This window comes from Arthrospiribacter ruber (assembly GCF_019343195.1).
GTDB lineage: Bacteria > Bacteroidota > Bacteroidia > Cytophagales > Cyclobacteriaceae > Arthrospiribacter > Arthrospiribacter ruber.
Genome location: NZ_RPHB01000011.1, coordinates 135,168 through 150,000, shown reverse-complemented (window position 1 = coordinate 150,000; position 14,833 = coordinate 135,168). Strand labels below are relative to the sequence as shown.

14 protein-coding genes (1 of these 14 running past the window's edge) are annotated in these 14,833 nt (G+C 38.7%); 2 read left to right on the top strand and 12 right to left on the bottom strand.

Annotated elements, in window-relative coordinates; genetic code table 11:
* The 5 genes in view from EGN73_RS20335 to rpmH are tightly spaced (at most 45 nt apart) and all read right to left on the bottom strand, a layout consistent with a single transcriptional unit that may run on beyond the window.
* Positions 1-458, bottom strand: the 5' portion of a protein-coding gene (locus EGN73_RS20335) for a DUF2480 family protein (protein ID WP_219293764.1). The gene continues 52 nt to the left of window position 1, outside the view; the window shows 458 of its 510 coding nt (coding positions 1-458); it begins with the start codon at positions 456-458; its stop codon lies off the left edge, out of view.
* A complete protein-coding gene (gene tsaB / locus EGN73_RS20330) occupies positions 455-1,147 on the bottom strand; it encodes a tRNA (adenosine(37)-N6)-threonylcarbamoyltransferase complex dimerization subunit type 1 TsaB (protein ID WP_219293762.1) in 693 nt (230 codons plus the stop codon). The genes EGN73_RS20335 and tsaB overlap by 4 nt, the downstream gene beginning before the upstream one ends.
* Positions 1,148-1,153: 6 nt before the next feature.
* Positions 1,154-2,815 (bottom strand): S41 family peptidase, encoded by a 1,662-nt coding sequence (locus tag EGN73_RS20325; protein WP_219293759.1) that lies wholly within the window; start codon positions 2,813-2,815, stop codon positions 1,154-1,156.
* Positions 2,799-3,194 carry a ribonuclease P protein component gene (rnpA, locus tag EGN73_RS20320; RefSeq protein WP_219293757.1) on the bottom strand — a complete coding sequence of 132 codons (396 nt, stop codon included), beginning with the start codon at positions 3,192-3,194 and terminating at the stop codon, positions 2,799-2,801. The genes EGN73_RS20325 and rnpA overlap by 17 nt, the downstream gene beginning before the upstream one ends.
* A gap of 45 nt (positions 3,195-3,239) precedes the next feature.
* The gene (gene rpmH, locus EGN73_RS20315) at positions 3,240-3,398 is read right to left on the bottom strand and encodes a 50S ribosomal protein L34 (RefSeq protein ID WP_009032742.1); all 159 of its coding nucleotides are present in this window, start codon (positions 3,396-3,398) and stop codon (positions 3,240-3,242) included.
* A 136-nt stretch (positions 3,399-3,534) separates the two neighbouring features.
* Here rpmH and EGN73_RS20310 point away from each other — a divergent pair, with 136 nt between their 5' ends.
* Positions 3,535-5,163 carry a M61 family metallopeptidase gene (locus EGN73_RS20310; RefSeq protein WP_219293755.1) on the top strand — a complete coding sequence of 543 codons (1,629 nt, stop codon included), beginning with the start codon at positions 3,535-3,537 and terminating at the stop codon, positions 5,161-5,163.
* 101 nt (positions 5,164-5,264) lie between these two features.
* Positions 5,265-5,708: a DoxX family protein gene (locus tag EGN73_RS20305; protein ID WP_219293753.1), complete on the top strand. Its 444-nt coding sequence runs from the start codon at positions 5,265-5,267 to the stop codon at positions 5,706-5,708.
* Positions 5,709-5,757: 49 nt separating this feature from the next.
* On the opposite strand, the gene EGN73_RS20300 is transcribed toward EGN73_RS20305, so the two are convergent.
* The 7 genes from EGN73_RS20300 to EGN73_RS20265 form a co-directional block, all read right to left on the bottom strand.
* Complete coding sequence (locus EGN73_RS20300) at positions 5,758-6,483, bottom strand: LolA-like protein (RefSeq protein WP_219293751.1); 726 nt, start codon at positions 6,481-6,483, stop codon at positions 5,758-5,760.
* A gap of 58 nt (positions 6,484-6,541) precedes the next feature.
* The gene (locus EGN73_RS20295) at positions 6,542-8,584 is read right to left on the bottom strand and encodes a M16 family metallopeptidase (protein WP_219293749.1); all 2,043 of its coding nucleotides are present in this window, start codon (positions 8,582-8,584) and stop codon (positions 6,542-6,544) included.
* 23 nt (positions 8,585-8,607) lie between these two features.
* Positions 8,608-9,936 (bottom strand): M16 family metallopeptidase, encoded by a 1,329-nt coding sequence (locus EGN73_RS20290; protein ID WP_219293747.1) that lies wholly within the window; start codon positions 9,934-9,936, stop codon positions 8,608-8,610.
* A 237-nt stretch (positions 9,937-10,173) separates the two neighbouring features.
* Positions 10,174-11,169 (bottom strand): adenosine kinase, encoded by a 996-nt coding sequence (locus tag EGN73_RS20285; protein WP_219293745.1) that lies wholly within the window; start codon positions 11,167-11,169, stop codon positions 10,174-10,176.
* A gap of 32 nt (positions 11,170-11,201) precedes the next feature.
* On the bottom strand, positions 11,202-12,368 hold the full coding sequence (locus tag EGN73_RS20280; RefSeq protein ID WP_219293743.1) for a hypothetical protein: 1,167 nt from the start codon (positions 12,366-12,368) through the stop codon (positions 11,202-11,204).
* A 74-nt stretch (positions 12,369-12,442) separates the two neighbouring features.
* Complete coding sequence (locus tag EGN73_RS20270) at positions 12,443-13,315, bottom strand: glycerophosphodiester phosphodiesterase family protein (RefSeq protein WP_219293739.1); 873 nt, start codon at positions 13,313-13,315, stop codon at positions 12,443-12,445.
* A 107-nt stretch (positions 13,316-13,422) separates the two neighbouring features.
* On the bottom strand, positions 13,423-14,814 hold the full coding sequence (locus EGN73_RS20265) for a toxin-antitoxin system YwqK family antitoxin (RefSeq protein ID WP_219293737.1): 1,392 nt from the start codon (positions 14,812-14,814) through the stop codon (positions 13,423-13,425).
* Positions 14,815-14,833: the final 19 nt, after the last annotated feature.

The following is a 14,833-nucleotide window of genomic DNA, read 5'->3' as shown; positions in this document are numbered from 1 at the left end:
ATGATGGATCTTGCAACTGGCTGTAGTTTAGACAATACTGCCCCGTAAGCGAATAAAGGAACAGGATACTTACTACAGCCCTTAATAACTACAGGCTTATCTAAAAAGTCTTCTGCATTTACTTTATCAAGTTCTCTTTGAAATAAGTATTGCTCCAAGTCATTCAAGTCTCCAATCACATATTCGATATTCTCCTTACCCAAATATGTCCCAACAAGCATGAAGGCCCAGTTTGGAATGATTGCATCAACCGTACAGGTTACTGCTACAAGGCTACCTTTTAATTCGCCCCAATTATAACTTTTTAAACCAGCTCTAAATTCCTTTTCCTTGATCACCAAGCCCTGAAAAAGAAAATTTTTCAAATCAAACAGTATCCGATTTTCTTTTCTGTAGAAATTCTCCAGATCCAAGGTAACAAGAGGACTATTAGCAACTCTGTTTACGATATCACTCATTGTAGTAAGGGATTTTTAGTAGATTTTAAAGCTATGAATTCCTTCAAATAATTTGGTTCAAAGTAGGCAAGGTCAACAAACTCTTTTTGGTTGAATTTCCGGAAAGCGATCTTACCAATACTTTTTGCAGTATTGACAAAACCTGGAAAGAAAGCGTTCGAATGATTTAAAACTTGTCTAAGTTTATCCGAACCATCTCCTACAAAAATCACCTCTCCTTTTTCCAACCAATTACTAAAAGTGGCTTGATCAATATCAAGAGCTTCCGTAGGAGAAAGCTCTTTCAAATCATAAGAATAAACAGAACAGTAAACCTCCATCCTTCTTGCATCCAACAAAGGAATAATAACACTTCCTTGTCTAATATCACATTCTGTAACTTGCTGTGCAAGCCCTTCTAAAGTATTTACCTCAATAAGCGGAACACCCAATGCGAACACAAAACCTTTGGCTGTAGAAACACCTATCCTCAACCCTGTATACGATCCTGGCCCACTTGAAACAGCAACAGCATCGATTTCTCTTTTATCTATCTTTGCAATATCGAAAATCTCATCAATCATCGGCATGATCATTTTACCATGTGAGTTTGGTGAACTGATCTCACTTAATGCCAATAAGCGGTCATTTTCGTGTAAAGCCACAGAACAAACCGATGTGGCAGTTTCGATCGATAAAATGATTGCCATTCCGGTTTATTTTTTAAGAAACGCCAAAACTCTTTTGAACTCATTTTGATCAATAAGCACTTCCAATGCTTTCTCAATATCTTCATCGTCATTTAGAGATGCCTCAACAACACCCTCTTGATAATAATATCTGGAAATCAACTCCTCTTTTAAAGCCGATTTTATCTCGTCTTTATAAGTAATAAGATCCTGCTCTTTGTTATGACTTACCTTTTTCTTGAGATCTTTTATTGTAGGTTGTATTTCTTCAAAATACTTTTCCTTCTCTGCATACTTAACTAGATCCTCTAAAGCCTTTTCGACATAGGTTGTATAATCGTATTCTTTGTCTTCCAACCAAGCAACAAATTCTTGGTACATTTCATCTGTGATTTTGAATTCCGAAGGGCTACCTATAGTTTCATTTTTTCTAAAAAACTCATTCCCATAATCGAAGATTAAACTCCTTGCCACCAAACTAAAAGTAATTGGCGCATAGGTTTTGGACTCGATTTTCTTATCCGGTTCAATACCTGCTCCATCTTTTACTATTCTTCCATTTTTGGTTTTGAATTCATTCCTTAAGGAATCTGGCACTGACTTGGAGTCTCCATTCTCATCTTTTTTACTATAATCTATGGCCTGAATACACCTCCCGCTTGGAATATAGTATTTAGCTGTGGTCACTTTGACTTGGGAGTTATATGATAAAGGAATGGTCGTCTGAACCAGGCCTTTGCCAAATGTTTTTCTCCCGACCAAAACAGCCCTGTCATAATCTTGAAGAGCACCGGCAACAATTTCTGCTGCCGAAGCACTTCGTTCATTGATCAATATTACTAATGGAATATCCTTATCTAAAGGAGATTTAGTTGTCTTATATGTAGCATTTACACTCTCAAGTTTACCGATAGTACTTACCACTTCCTTGCCTTTTGGAATAAAGAGGTTGACAACCTCAACTGCCTCTTTCAAAATCCCTCCAGGATTATCCCTCACATCCAAGACCAACCTATTTATTCCCTGTGATTTAAGATCTACTAACGCTTTTCTCACATCAGCCGCAGCATTAGTCGTGAAATCCGAAAGTTTAATATATCCCGTTTCTTCATCTATTTTACCATAGTAAGGAACATTGCTTATAACTATTTTCCTTCTGGTCAAATCTACTGAAATGGTATCCTCTCCCCTTTTCACTTGAACAAAAACCTCCGTATTGGCCGGTCCCTTTAGCAATCTTGAAATATCAGCAGTAGACTTATCAGTGACATTTACTGTATCTACTTTTAGCAATTCATCACCAATACGCAAACCTCCTGCTTGTGCAGGAAACCCCCTGTAAGGCATCAAAATCATATTTACACCAGTTCTGTTCCCAATCAAAGCTCCTACCCCACCATATTCACCAGTAGTCATCATCCTAAAATCATCTGAGTTTTCCTCCGGAATATATTCTGTATAAGGATCCAGCTCTTCCAGCATGGCGTTAATACCCACGGTAACAAGATGCTCTGGGTCAATTTCATCTACATAATAAGAATCCAACTCCCTTACCAAGGAAGCGAAAATATCAAGATTCTTAGCTAAAGAAAAAAGCTTATCATTTCGGTTGATAAATGAAAAAAGGGAAACTGCCACCAACAAGGCAACAATTGTAATAATGAGTTTATTTTTATGTCTGTTTTTCATTGACTTGGGCATTGAATTGGGCGTTAATTTTTTCAAGTATTTTAACCAGCTTACTCTGAATGGGTGAAAATTCACCAACCTCAGATGAAACGTAGATCAAAGCTATGAGTTTATTGGTTTTAGGGAAGTTTAACAAAAGATTTTTATTAAGCCTGTAAGCCTCCTTAATCCTTCTTTTGACTAGGTTACGATGAACCGCTTTTTTGATTTTCTTCTTTGAAACCGAAAAAAGTACCTGTACAGTTCCATCTTGACTTGAAGGCAAGTCCAATACCACCACTTTGAATGGGTATAAAAAAAAAGAGGAACCTTTATCAAAAAGTTCCTTTATTAACTTTTCAGAATGTAATCGTTCATTCTTTTTAAGTCTGAATTTCATAGCATCTGTATTTCGTATCAAAATACGGAAATTAAATGCCCGAAATTATTTCTTCAATGTTTTTTCTGAAGAAACAGTGAGTTTATGTCTTCCTTTTGCTCTTCTAGACTTCAATACTCTTCTTCCATTTGCGGTAGACATTCTTAGTCTGAACCCGTGCTTGTTTCTTCTTTTTCTACGAGAAGGTTGAAATGTTCTTTTCATGACGATATGCTTTTAATATTTTCCCTTTCCAAATTGATTCCTTTCAAGGTCACCCCATAAAGGACTGCAAAGATAGATACCTTTTTTTTATTTACAAATCAGCATTTTACTTTTGTTTCGTAACAACCCTTATAAAATGAAGTATATCATCTCACAAAAGTCCAAAGTCTCGCAATTTATCCAAATAAATTTCTCAATCTATTGTCAAAGAAATGAACCGGTAAGGCTTCAGGTAGCCGCTTGGCGTCCGGGCAGATATGAATTGGCGAATTTTGCAAAAAATATCAGAGGCTTTGAGATTGGCTCCTCTAGCATCCCTATCGCATTGAAGAAAGTAAGTAAAGATCAATGGGAATTCCAAGCAAGAGAAAGTGGAACAGTAGAAATAGCTTATGAATATTACTGCAGCAAAATGGATGCAGGAAGCTGCTGGACAGATGATAAAATGCTGTATTTAAATTTCAGCAACTTCATTTTCGCTGTAGCAGGACGGGAAAATGAAAGCATTGAAGTTCATCTTCAGTTGCCAAAAGATCACAAAGCTGCCACTGCTCTTCCTCAGATAGCACATGGGAAATGGCTTGCTGACAATTACCAACATCTAATAGACAGCCCCCTCCTTTCTGAAAAGAACCTACTTCATCAAGTTTACCAAGTAAATTCTTCTGACTTTCATATTTGGCTGTCAGGAAGTGTTCACTTTTCTACCGAAAAACTCATAGAAGTATTCAAAAAATTTACGGAATCTATGATTCGGGATTTTGGTGATTTCCCAGCAAAAGATTACCACTTTATCATACTTCTACTTCCATACGAACATTACCACGGCGTCGAACATGCATTTTCTACTGTAATTACCATTGGCCCAGATATTGAGCTTGCTGACAAGGAGAAGTTTGAAAGACTGATCGGGGTGAGCTCCCATGAGCTCTATCACTTTTGGAATGTTTGCAGAATCCGACCGACTGCTTTGTCTCCTTATGACCTTTCTAAAGAGGTATATCTGGAGGAAGGATTTATTCTAGAGGGTATCACCACTTTCATGGGAGATTATTATCTGAAAAAATCAGGTTATTGGTCCGAGCGGGAGCACCTTCTATCTTTAGAAAAAAAGCTTCAAAGAGAATCTGATAACTTAGGATGGAGAAATCAGACCATTATTGAGTCAAGTTTTGATCTGTGGCTGGATGGTTATCAAGAAGGTATTCCCGAGGATAAAGTAAATATCTACAACAGAGGGGCTCTAATAGCATTTTGTCTTGATACCTCATTAAAAGCCAATCAATCCAGTCTCTCTGAAATCATGAAGATTTTTTGGGAAAAATATGGGAGAGTAAAAAAAGGCTATTCTCTTAATGACTTCTTAGAAATAGTCAAAACCCAATCAAGCCCTTCTTATCAGTTGCTAAATGAGCTGCTAATAAAAAAAGTGGACATTTTTCACTATTTAAAAGCTGCCTTTGATCAAATAAATGTGCAGATAGATTATTCTTATGAGGATGATTATCTGCTTCACCATTTTGGAATACGTACCAATGATGATCTGGAAGTAAAGCAAGTTCACCCTGACGCTCAAGCTTATCAAGACTTTATGAAAGGTGATAAATTGTTATTTCTAAATGGAAATTCAATTTCGGGCATAAAAAATCTCAAATTAGAACATGATTCCATGATCACCATTAACAGATCTGGCAGGGAATTAATCCTAAAGCTTAAAAAAGAACAGTCTCAATTTTTCCCGAAGATCATATTGAAAAAGGGCTAACCCTTAAAAATAAAGAGCAAACATTTGATTTTTAAAGAGATACATGAGAAAAGGCATGCTTTTTTTTGTAAATTAAGGGTATCAACAAACCCAAAAATACTATGAACCTAACAACAAAAATAGAAGTATGGGCGGACTCCCATCATCCCGCATGGATTGATTATGTCCGTATAGCCTTGGGTATATTTATCCTTTACAAGGGTATCTTATTTATCTCCAATACAGAGGCTTTGCTCCAAACGGCCAGTAACGTCGACTTGGCTTTTTTCAGTATGGCTCTGGCTCATTATGTGGCTTTTGCGCATTTGGTTGGTGGGATTTTGATAGCATTCGGACTACTGACCCGCTTTGCGGTCCTGTTCCAACTTCCTATATTGTTTTTTGCTGTGTTTTTCGTAAACATCAACCAAGGTTTCCTGTCTGTGAGCAACAACCTAGAGTTTGAGATTTCCATCTTAGTCTTTGCACTTTTGATTGTATTTTTGATTTACGGTTCTGGAAAATTCTCAGTCGATCACTGGATGAAACAGCACCCAAATGAATAAAAAAAGGGAGCTGCTGAGCTCCCTTTTTTTATTCTTCACTATTACTGAATCAATTAAACTCCTCATCAGAAAGTTCTTGATTGAATTTCACTGAAACAACCTTGGCTTCCATTGCTGTAGGCAACATAGGGTTTTTGATGGTCATTTTCATTGGAAATTTGACTCCTTCTACTTCCTCGTAGTCACTGTAAGAAATGTCTCCAGTGGCTTCTGAACTGGTTCTCAACTTCAATCCTGAATCAACAGAATAATATTCAACTGTTTTTTGATTATTGGGAGTAGTAATGACCAGTTTATGCGCATCTTCTCCATCAATGTTCTCTGTTCCCTGTAGTTCAAGATTGTAACCAAAGCTTTCGTAATTCTCCTCTGGAAACACATATACTTGAGCTTTTAAAACCTGTATCATTTCCTCATTCAATTCCTCTTCTTGTCCCATCGCAGAAATTTTACCTTTCCCATTTGCGAGTACAGTTCGCTGTGCTACATTTCCCATGAAAGAAGTCTCCTGAACCATTCTTTCATTTTCACTGTCAGCAATCTGCTTCATTTCAATTTTTGCGCCTTGGAATTCAGCCTCCATATTGATAACCGCATTCTTGATTTTTGCTACGTTATCTTTACCGCCTACAGCTTTGATGTAATTGGAAATGACTGTGGAAGGATCGTTAAAAGAAGTTTTCACCTCTACAACATGAGGGTTTTCATTTGCGAAACCACTGCTGACAGGCAAGCTCATTACACATGCAATTGCTAATATCTTTAAATTTTTCATGGTCCTAAATTTTTTGTTTAAAATAAAAATAGGGAGGTAAACCCTCCCATAAAGGTAATTAATTCATGTCTTCTTCTGCAATAGGAACATTAAATTCCACTTTTTCCACTTTTGCTTCCAAAGGCATTGGGATCATAGGGGATTTAAGTACAGTCAGCATTGGATATTTTACTCCATCGACATCCTGGTATTCTGCAAAAAGCATTTCTCCGGTTTCAGCACTTTCTGACTTCAATTTCAGCCCGGAGTCAACGCTGTAATAGTTGATTGTCTTGGCTCCTGTAGGATTGGATATTACCAATTTGTACGCCTGCTCCCCATCTACATCATGAATACCATCAATTTCCATGGTATAGCCCATAAGGTCATAATGAAGTTCCGGGAAAATGAACATGCTCATTTTCGCAGCTTCAAACTGCTCATCAGTCAACTCTTGGGATTGGCCCATTGCTGTAACTTTAGCTTTACCATCCTTTATCACAGTATGTGAAGCAACATTTCCCATCATAGAAACCTTATTGGAGAAAGCCTGATTTTCCTCATCATATACATAAGACATATCCAATTTCATCCCTTGGATCTCGGCTGAAGATTCGATTTTTGAAGTTTTGATGCTTTTGGCATTATCTGCACCGCCGATAGCAGAAAGATAGGCCTGAATCACTGCTTCGGGAGTGATGCTATCATCCACAGCAACAGTCACCTCTGGCTCACCTGTATTATTAAATCTCTGTACTTCACCAAAAGCCATAAGGCCTTCTTGGACCTCTGAGCCATTGCCTACAACGGTTATGTACATGTTTTCAGGTTTAAGGATACGTTTTGCTGCAGCATTTACTTGATCTACTGTTAGGGCATTGAGCCGCTGAAGGTAGGTAGTGTAGTAATCCTGAGGTAAATTGTACCTTTCAATGTTCAAAAAGAAGTTCGCAATAGTTGAGGGACTCTCCAATGATCTTCCAAAGGATCCACTGAGATTGGCTTTAGCAGATGCCAACTCTTCCTCTGTGATACCATTATCTCTAAGATTCCGGATTTCATAAATAAATTCGTTTACCGCAGAATCCGTAGCAGAACCTCTTACACTTGAAAAAGCAGAAAAGGTGGCCACTAACTCATCCTGGCCTATTGAAGCATTTGCCCCATAAGTCCAGCTTTTGTCTTCCCTAAGGTTCATAAACAACCTAGAAGAAGCACCTCCGCCCAATACAAAACCTACAATTCTATTGGCCAGATAATCTTCTGAAGCCAAGCTGTTTTCTATTGGATAAGTAACATTGATGACAGACTGTTGGGAAGATGACCTGTCCACCAAAGCAACTACATTTTCAGATGGAGGCTGAGGCATGTCATACTCAAAAGTCGGTACTTCAGCTTTCTCCCATTTGGAAAAATGCTTGTCCACCAAAGATTTAGCAGTTGCCAAATCTACATCTCCAACAATGGCTAAATACGCAATATTAGGCCTGAAGAAAGTATTCACATATTGCTTGATATCATCTACTGTAACATTATCTACTGTCTTCTCGGTACTTACTTCACCATAAGGATGGTCGGTCCCATAGGCCAACTTCGTAGTCAAAGTATTGGAAATTCCATTTGGATCGTTCTTTTGCAAAGCCAAAGATGACTTTACCATTGTCTTTAGTTTTTCCAATTCTTCCTCAGGAAAAACGGCATTGTAAAGTACATCAGCCATCAATTCCAATACCTTTTCCTGGTTTTTGGTCAAGGTAGATGCACTTAGAGAAGTAGAAGATCCTGATATTCTTGCTCCAAGAAAATCTATTTCCTCGTTGAATTCGTCCTTAGGCCTATTGGTAGTACCTGCAGTAAGCATATCGCCTACAAAGCCGAGCATCCCTGCCTTGTCACCTTCCAAAACAGGATCTCTGTCTATAATAAGGGTATAAGAAACCCTAGGTAATTTTGAGTTTTGTACTACAAATACCTTTAACCCGTTGTCCAAGGTAAAGCTTTCAGCATTCCCAAGTTTGATTTCCGGGGCTGGGCCGGGTTCCGGCATTTTACTTCTATCTACCTGTGCTACGGCTGAAGTAGCGAACAGGGCCATTATAAAATATATGAATAACTTTTTCATTTCTCGTTTTGATTAAAGAGTGATCATTCTGTAGTCTGAGCCGATTTTGGAAGGTAGTTTAACACTACTCTACTGTCTTTGGTAAGGTACTGATTGGCTACCCTCTTGATATCTTCGGGCTTTACAGCTCTATATTTTTCCAACTTTTTATTGATATAGTCAGCTTCTCCGTAGAAAACATGGGCCTGTGCCAATTCCATGGCTATGTTAGCTACTGAACCAAGGCTATTGACATATTGGGTCTCTTTAATATTCAATAATTTGGTGAAATCATTATCACTGATTCCATTTTCTTTGACTTCTGCCAAAATCTCATCGACGGCGGTGTGTAGATCTTCTACTTCAATACCCATATTGGCAATGGCAAGGATTATAAACATGCCTCCATCTTCCAGGTTATTAGGGATGGCTGCCGCTTGAACAGCTTTCTGCGATTCATCCACCAGCTTTCTGTACATTAAGGAGCTCTTACCGGAAAGAAGGTAGGTGCTCAACAGATCCAATGCATAGTAGTCTTCGTGGTTTTTGGCTGGCATGATATACCCTTGAAAAACTGCTGGGAGCTGGATATTGTCATAAATATTATCTTTGATCTCCTCTGCCAGTCTTTCAATTTCGACATCAGGCCTTCTCATTTCTTTGGTTCCCTTCGGAATCTCTGAGAAATATTTCTTGACCATTTCTTCTGCCTCATCATATTCAAAATCACCTACCAAAGTCAAAGTGGCATTATTTGGCACATAAAAAGTCTTATAGAAATCCACAAATTCCTCTAAAGAGGCAGCATCCAAATGTTCAGCAGCACCAATTATCGGCCATCTGTAAGGGTGGTTGGTGTACAATCTTAGAGGCAATTCCCTCTGGAAGTTGCCATAAGGACGTTCTTCCATCACCTGCTTCATTTCCTGTTTGATCACTTCTCTTTGAGTGTCTACTCCGATCTGATCTACTTTAGCATGAAGCATTCTCTCGGACTCCAAGTACAAGGCCAATTCTAATTGATTGGAGGGCAAAATTTCATAATAGATAGTGTAATCCTGGCTTGTACCCGCATTGAGCGTACCACCAGCTGATTCCACTATTTCAAAATACTTGCCTCTAGGGATATTTTCTGTCCCTTCAAACATCAAGTGCTCAAAAAAATGGGCAAACCCAGTTCTTTCGGGATCCTCATTTTTTGAACCTACATGATAGAAAACAGTAGTAGCTACAATCGGAGTACTTCTGTCCTGGTGCAGGATTACATGCAATCCATTATCCAAGGTAAACTCCCTGAATTCAATTTTGGATTGGGCCAGTGCTGTAAGTGCCAGACATGCACTCAAAATCAGCGTAAAGCTTAACTTTCTCATACGAATTGGTTTAATTTTTCTTTAAGTACTTCTTATTGTCGAAACTTTACTCATTAATTTATTTAATAGCATAAATTCAATGATGATCGCAATGTTTTAAAAATTTGACGGGAAAATATAATTATATCTTTTCTCATGCAAATTAAATCTTAATTTTTTAGGGATGATAAAGGGTAAATTCTCTATTTTAAGCCTAAATTTTTTGGATAGACGGGACACACCTTTACGGTTTTCAACTTAAGGATTGAGCCTATTTAGTATTTCTTTCGCCTGATGCCATTTCAGTCTGGGCCCGAATTGACTGACAATTTTAGAACTAGCCATAGAAGCGAGCTTACCACTACTGGCATAGCTGTGGCCATTGGTAATACCATAAAGAAACGCTCCTGCAAACATGTCTCCAGCTCCATTGCTGTCTATCGCAGTAGTCTTATATGGTTCAATATCAATAAATGTGTCCCCATCAAAGATCATGGCTCCATTTTTCCCTTGTGTAATCACAAAATGTTTGGCAGCCTTTTTCATTTCTTCTCGGGCTTCTTCTAAAGTGTCTTTCCCTGTGTAAAGCATAGCTTCTTCTTCGTTTGCAAAAAGCAAATCCACACTTGGTCCGATCACATCGTCAAACCCTTCTTTGAAGTATTTGACCATGGCAGGATCCGAGAAAGTAAGTGCCACCTTAGTCCCAGCTTCTTCAGCGATTTTTTTTGCATGCATCATGGCTTCCTTCCCATTTGGTGAGGTTACAAGATATCCTTCAATGAATAGGTATTTGGAATCCTTGATTGCTGATTCATTGATTTCCTTAACAGAAAAGTTTTGAGTGATCCCCAAAAAGGTATTCATAGTCCTCTCTGAGTCTTCAGTCACCATTACCAAACATTTTCCGGTAATTCCGTCCTCCAGCTTATCAGGGTCTAGGTTATTATCTACACCTGATTCTTTCATGTCTTCGACAAAAAAGCGGCCCAATTCGTCATTGGCCACTTTACAACAATAATAGGATTTCCCTCCAAACTGGCTTACGGCAATCACAGAGTTAGCTGCTGATCCACCACACTGCTTTTTGGCCTCTTCAGTATTGATGACTCCCATCAACTCATTTTGACGGTATTCATCTACCAATGTCATCAGGCCCTTTTCTACCTGATTTTCTTCAAAAAACTTATCAGTGACTTTGAATTCTATATCCACCAGGGCATTACCGATTCCGGTTATATCGTACTTTTTCATTGTTATATTTAGATTGAAACTATTAACTTTATTTATTCAAATATGGGGTGTCTTTCAAAAGGCTTGGTCCTATCGAAGAGATACCTATATGTGTGATGCGTCTTAAAAATGGTAGCATTGAGCTGCTCACATACACGCATCATTTTCGGATTAAAATCCCCGATCCAATTCATTTCAATTGTTTCATAAGGGAAAGACTTTCTGGAAGCAAACTGTTCATTGTAAGCCATGATCATGGCTGATTCTACTCCCTTGCCCTGAAACTGCGGCACTACTCCAAATACCAATCCCAGCATTTTATCAGGCGGATTAAATTTTTGGTTCCACAAAAATTTCAACTTGCCCAACAAATCCATTTTGCCATTGACATGCTTAAAAATCTGGTTGATTTCAGGGATATTGATAAAAAAAGAAATGGGTTCTCCTTTATGGAACCCAAAATAAATCAGCCTCGGATCCATAATGGGTTTCATTTTTTTGAACATAAGCTGGGTCTCCTTCAATGCAAGACTTTTGCCCATGTGTCTCGCCCAAGCTTTGTTATAAACATCCATGAAATACTGAGGGGCTTTTTCCTGAAGTTCCTTGCCATAGATATGCCGAAACTCAAATTCCGGATCACCTAGAATTTTATTTGCCCGATCAATCATTTTCTCATCGAAGCCAACTCCCTTTACAGGCCTCATATAGGTATACTGCCTGAAGTACAACTGAAACCCATACTCCTCAAAAAAAGCCCTGTAATAATCAAAATTCCAAGGCATGTTGTAATTGGGCGGTGAAAAACCATCTACCAAAAGCCCCCACCATTTGTCTCTCTCTCCAAAATTGACCGGACCATCCATTGCTTCCATTCCCTCTGACTCCAGCCATTTTTTTGCGGTATCAAATAACAAAAAGGCTGCTTCTTTTTCTGGAATGCATTCAAAAAAACCTAAACCTCCGGTTGCTTGTTTTTCTTTCCACTTGGGATTGATAAAGGCAGCTATACGTCCAATGGTATCGCCATGCTCATTTTTCAACAACCATCTTTTGGCCTTTCCGCCTAGCTTAAAAAGCTTGTTGGTCTCGGGATGAAAAAGGCCCTGGATATCTTTATCCAAAGGCCTGATCCAATTTTTTTCATGTTTATAGAGCCTTACGGCAAACTCCAAAAACTCCTTTTCCTCTGCTGGATTCTTGACTTCCAGTGCAATCATACATGATACTTTTTGTATAAGAATTGCTAAAAATAGACAGAAAGGAACTCTTGACAAAACAAGTAGGGCAATACCTATTTTTTAGGCGCTCTATCGGGGTAATCCGTGATGATTCCATCAACACCCATTTCCAAAAGTTGCTGCATTTGCTCAGTCGTATTTACTGTCCAAGGTATCACTTTCATACCTTTCCCATGAAGGGATTCTACAGTTTCTTTCTTGATGGCAATAAAATACGGGGAATAAATTTCAGGCTGAAAACCAAGATCATCCAATTGCTCTTCATATTTGCTAGGATCCGTGACCAACATGGCTAGTTGAACATTTGGATATTTTTCACGCATATACTTCAAGACCCTAAAATCGAAAGACTGAATATTAACCCTTTCCCAGCCCAGCTTGGAGTTCAAAAGGCCAAACACTAAGTCCGAAAATTCTGAAGGTGATGGGTGATACTTTCCATCTCCATCAGGGAGACTTTTGATTTCAATGTTATAATTTGGTTTTTCCAGGCCAAAATCAGACACATATTTTTCTACTACATCTATCAAATCGACCAACCTTGGTTTTGCTGCATGAAAAAGCACCTGTTCTGGGAATGCAGACTGCGCTTTAGACCCACAGTCATACTGCTGTACTTCCTCCCAAGTCATTTTGTAAATATTGTGTGACCTGTCTCCGTTTGGAATTTCCATTCTATCGGGAGCAAGACAAATAGCAGGATTCATCCAAGGCTCATGGGAAACAATAACTTCACCATCTGCTGTGACGGCAAGATCAAGTTCTAAAGTAGTAGCTCCAAGGTCAAGAGCCTTGATCATGGCAGGAATGGTATTTTCAGGCATTATTCCTCTAGCACCACGATGTCCTTGTAGGTCATACGAATGCTGGGCAAAAGATGGAGACATTGATAAAAGGACTAAAATCAGACAAAGTGTATTTTTCATTTGCTTTTTTTACGGCAACCTACTTACAAAAATGCCTTTTGTCAAACGCCCCACTTTTAACAAATAGTTATTATTTTGTTCATTGTCATAACAAAAACAAAAAGCAATCAATTAAAAGGTCCTCGGAACCCTCCCGAACCCATCCGGCGCATTACTTGTATACCAGGGAACATACCATTTTGTCTAAGTCCACTATCCGAATTGAGATTAGGAAAGAGATCAGTGGGGCCCAGCATTCCTGCACTTCCTTCAACATCATTTTTATCAGACATAACTACTCCGTTCATGAAAGATTCCTCTCTGATTAAGGAACCTTTGATAGTATAAAATTTCCAATCGCCCTCTTCCAGTCCTTGATCAAATCTACCCACTTTAGCCACTTGTTCAGAATTTGGGTGGAAATATTGCCATACTCCCTGCTGAAGTCCATCCTGAAGCTGACCCCAAGCAATCTTATATCCCATCGGGTGATAATAGACGCGTGAACCGCTGCCGTTCTCAAAATTTCCCGCTTCAAGTATTTCTCCGTTCAATGCCCTAAATGGACTGAAGGCAAGCAAACGTCCATTCTCATACATTTCTTCCTGTAATACGTCTCCTGCTTTGGTTATCAGCTTCCAGCTACCAGACTTAAGATTTTCATCATAATGTCCTCTCCTCAAAATTTCAGGATGAATCTCTGTGATTTCGGTCCAAGCTCCCACTTTTTCACCTTCCGAGTATGCTCCCATAGTCAATACTCTTCCTTCAGGATCATAAACCTCCCACATCCCTTCTTCCATTCCGTTTTCGAAATTCCCAATGGTAGCCAAATTCCCATTTTCAAAATACTCTTTCCATTCCCCTACCTGAGCCCCATGCTCAAACTCCCCTTTTACTTTAACTTTACCGTTGGGAAAAAAAAGTTTGTACTCACCGTGTGGCTTGTGCTGGATGTATGTGATTAATTCCTGCAACTGACCATTGAGATGATATTTTTTCCATTCTCCAATCCTAACCCCCATAAAGTAGTTCTCCTCTGATTTCAATCTTCCATCCGGGTAGTAGTTTTTCCAATGACGGTGCATTTTCCCATCCAAAAACCTTCCGGTTTTTAAAGGCTTGCCAAACTCTGACAACTCCTGAAACTCACCGTCCAATACTCCTTCATTAAACATTGCGAAGGATTCAAGTTTTCCAGTGAGATAAAATGACTCAAATGGACCATGTGGTACATCATCCCTAAAAGTTATGACCCTGATGGGTGGATGCGTAATAAAGTTTTTCAAAAAATCCTTTTCATGCGCCAATTCAAACGTTTCCTCCTCTTTGAAAAATGGACTGTCTAAGTTTTTTCGCAGGTAAATCTTCCACTTACCTTCCTTCTTTCCATCCATAAGAGTTCCCTCTCCAACCAACTTATTGGTACCATAATACATTCTCACGAATCCATCACCATGCTGCTGAGCAGCCAAAGAAAAGGAAATAAAAAAGACAATTATCAGGAGTAGATTTTTCATAACAGTAATCACGTAAAAA